This is a genomic window from Streptomyces mexicanus (assembly GCF_902506575.1).
Classification (GTDB): domain Bacteria; phylum Actinomycetota; class Actinomycetes; order Streptomycetales; family Streptomycetaceae; genus Streptomyces; species Streptomyces mexicanus.
This window is the reverse complement of the sequence record NZ_LR732581.1, coordinates 1-3333: the sequence shown is the minus strand read 5'-3', so window position 1 is coordinate 3333 and position 3333 is coordinate 1. Positions and strand designations below refer to the sequence as shown.

Below are 3333 nucleotides of genomic sequence, written 5' to 3'. Positions count from 1 at the left end.
CATCCGTCCCCCGTCCGTCCCCCTGAGCGGGCGCCTCCCCAGACGCCGCGTCAGCTCACTCTAGTGGGTGACCGTTCCGCACGGGCGTTCCGTCAGTAGACTGCGCCAGGGATCTTCTTCGGGGCGGGGGCGCCATGACGCAGCACACGGACCGCACCAGCGAGCGGACGGACCGGAGCGCGGTGGCGACGAGGACGCCGGGCGGGCGGGATCCGGGCGCGGGCCAGCCGAGTGCAGCAAGTGCCTTCCCCCTGCCGCCGTTCTCCCCGCGGACCCTGCTCTCGCGTGCGCTGTCCGTGCCGCTGGTGCTCGGTTTCTCGGTGTTCCTGCCGCTGCTGGTACTGGTCCAGCCGGGCACGGGCCCGCACGACTCGGCGCTGTGGATGCAGCTGGCGCTGGCGGTGTACGCGGGCGTCCGGCTGTCGGCGATGATCCTCACCAGCCGCCGCAAGCTGCTGGCCGGATCGTTCTGGCTGTTCGTCTACATGGCGATGGGTGTGGCGCCGCTCGCCCAGGACGTGCTCGGGCGCACCCCGACCCCGGTGGTGGGGGCGCGCACCGACCTGACCGAGGCGGTCTCGCTGGTCCTGATCGGCTGTGTCGCCTTCGACATCGGCTGCCTGCTGGCCCGTCAGCGCACCGATCGGGAGCGGCCACAGCGGCTGCGTCCGGCGCTGGTGCACCGCCGCCGGCTGTACCTGCTGACCCTGCTGGCCTTCGCCGGCTCGGCGTTTCTGGTGCTCAAGCTGGGCGGCCCGGCGGTGTTCTTCAGCAGCCGGCAGGAGATCATCAGCAGCGTCGAGGAGGCGGGGCTGTCGCAGGCGGACTCGCAGGCGGGCCAGGCCATCGTGCGCGGCTTCGGCACCGTGCCCGCGCTGATCGCGTGGCTGGTGTACACCCGGTGGCTGGTGACCTCCCGCCGGGCCCGCCGCTCGGTGGTGATCATCGCGGTGTGGCTGGCGCTCGCCGGGGTGAACGCGGTGGTCAACAACCCGATCTCCAACCCGCGTTTCTGGTTCCTGACCGTCCTGTTCTCGATGCTGTTCACCGTGTTCCCGGTGAGCGCCGCGCTGTACCGGATCGCGCTGAGCCTGGGCGTGGTGGTGGCGCTGATCGTCTTCCCGTTCGCCGACCGCTTCCGCTACGACGCCGCCGACTACCGCCCGCTGCAGACCACCTCCCCGCTGGAGCCGCTGGCCGCCAAGGACTACGACCAGGTGGGGATGTTCGCCAACACCATCACCTACGTGCAGTCCGGACAGGGCCACACCTACGGCCGCCAGCTGGCGGGCGCGGTACTGTTCGCGGTGCCCCGGTCGGTGTGGCCGGGCAAGCCGATGGACACCGGGGTGGCGGTGGGCCAGTGGATGGGCGCGGTCAACACCAACCTGTCGTCCCCGGTGTGGGCCGAGCTGTGGATCGACTTCGGCCCCGTCGGCATGACGGCGGGCTTCGGGGGCCTGGGGTACGCGGCGGCGCGGGTGGACCGCCGCTATGCGCGCCGGGCCGTGCGCCGCGCCCCGCCGGGCAGCCTGATCGCGCTGGTGGTGCCGCTGGTCGCCGGGTACTCCTTCATCCTGCTGCGGGGCCCGCTGCTGCAGGCGTCGGGGCGGGTGGCGATCGCGGCGCTGTGCATCGCGCTGATCACCACCTTCCGGCAGGACCGGGCCACCGGACTGCGCTGAACCGCCCGGGGAAACCGACGTCAGCCCACGCGGGCCGCCGGGACGGGCGCGGCGGCGGACGGCGGCTCCTGCGCGGGCAGACGGACCACACGGGTCCAGGCCGCCACCGCCTTCAGGGCGGACCCCGCGGCCAGCCCCCAGGCCGCGCCCAGCGCCGACCCGCTCAGCGCATACCCGCCGAGCATGAGGGCGACGGACACCAGCGAGAACACCACCTGTACCGACAGGGTGGCGCGCGGGCTGAGCACCCGCAGGGTCACCAGGGCGCAGGTGCCCAGGCCCATCACCGCGTACTGGGCGCCCGAGGCGGGCAGCAGCGCGGCGGCCGACTGCCAGGTGGCGCCGAGGAGTTGATGCCCCGTACGGGCGGGCAGGGCGTGCAGCACCAGTCCCCAGGCGAGGCCGACGGCACACAGCACCAGGCCGAGCACGGCGGCGGCTCGGGCGACGGCACGGCGGCCCCCGAGGCGGCCCAGCAGGGGCGGCCCGAAGGCGTTGACCGAGTTGAACAGGACGTTGAGCGGGCCGAAGAGCGTGGTGGCGCCGCGCAGCGCGCCGACCGCCAGCGGGGCCGCGAACAGTCCGAGGCCCAGCACGGCGAGCTGGCTGGAGGCGTTGCCCACGGCGAACTCCACCACGAAACGCTGCCCGAGGTGGCCCCGGCGCACATAAGGCCGCAGGTCGGCCCGGGTGCCGCGCACATGCGGCCACAGCAGGCGCAGACCGAGCAGCAGCGCCGGTACGGCCGACACGCCCCACACGGCCACGAGCAGTCCCGGCGCGGAGTGCCGGGGCTGCACCAGCAGCGCGGGCACCACGCACACCAGGCGCAGGGTGTCGGCGGCCAGCGCCAGACCGGGGCGGCGCAGGGTGGAGAACGCGTACCGCAGCCCGTCCTGCACCAGCACCAGCGGCAGGACGAGTCCCAGGGCGAGGAAGGCGCCGCCCGGCCCGGCCCAGCCGCCGGTGACGGCAGCCGTGACCGCGCCGACGGCGGCGAGCAGGGCACCGACGCCGGTGGCGGCCAGCGCGGTGAAGGACACCGCGGACCGGCAGGCGCCCCCGCTGGCCGCGGCGCCGCCCCGGGTGAGGACGACGGCCTGGCCGACGTAGGCCATGTTGACGCCGAGCAGCACCGTGAAGGTCAGGTAGACCATCGAGAACGTGGCGAAGCCGTGCACGGTGGAGACCCGGGCGGCGATCACCAGCACCGCGATGTTGGTGAGGCTGGACGCCGCCTGGTCCAGCACGGAGGCGACCACGGCCGTCGCACGCCGCGCCGCGCGGGGCGCGGGCGGCGGACCGGACACGGTCGTGGCCGGGTCGGGCGGACACGGCGGCTGGGGCGGGGGCGGGGGTGTGTCGGACGAGCGCGGCGACTGCGGCGGAGGCGCGGGTGCGTCGTGCGAGGGTGGCGGCTCCCGCCGGGACGCAGACGGCTCGGGCGGGCACGACGGGCGCGGCTGGGACGCGGGCGCGTCGGACGAGCGCGCCGATCCCGGCGGAAGCGCATGCGCGTCGGACGAACGCGGCGGCCCCGAAGGGGACGCAGACGGCTCGGGTCCGCGCACCGCCCCCGGCCAGGGCGCAGACGGTTCGGACGCGGGCGGGCGTGGGTCGGACGAGCGCGGCGACTGCGGCCCGGACG

2 protein-coding genes are annotated in these 3333 nt (G+C 75.0%); one reads left to right on the top strand and one right to left on the bottom strand.

Going from position 1 to position 3333, the window contains the following annotated elements; genetic code table 11:
* Window positions 1-134: 134 nt before the first annotated feature.
* On the top strand, window positions 135-1685 hold the full coding sequence (locus GV126_RS32620) for a hypothetical protein (protein ID WP_236570334.1): 1551 nt from the start codon (window positions 135-137) through the stop codon (window positions 1683-1685).
* Between the two features lie 20 nt (window positions 1686-1705).
* Here GV126_RS32620 and GV126_RS32615 read toward each other — a convergent pair whose 3' ends face one another.
* Window positions 1706-2995, bottom strand: a complete 1290-nt coding sequence (locus tag GV126_RS32615) for an MATE family efflux transporter (protein ID WP_159674596.1) — start codon at window positions 2993-2995, stop codon at window positions 1706-1708.
* Between the last annotated feature and the right edge of the window lie 338 nt (window positions 2996-3333).

Excerpts from the sequence above, each read along its gene's own strand:
- GV126_RS32620 (WP_236570334.1), top strand. The coding sequence starts at position 135 with ATGACGCAGCACACGGACCGCACCAGCGAGCGGACGGACCGGAGCGCG.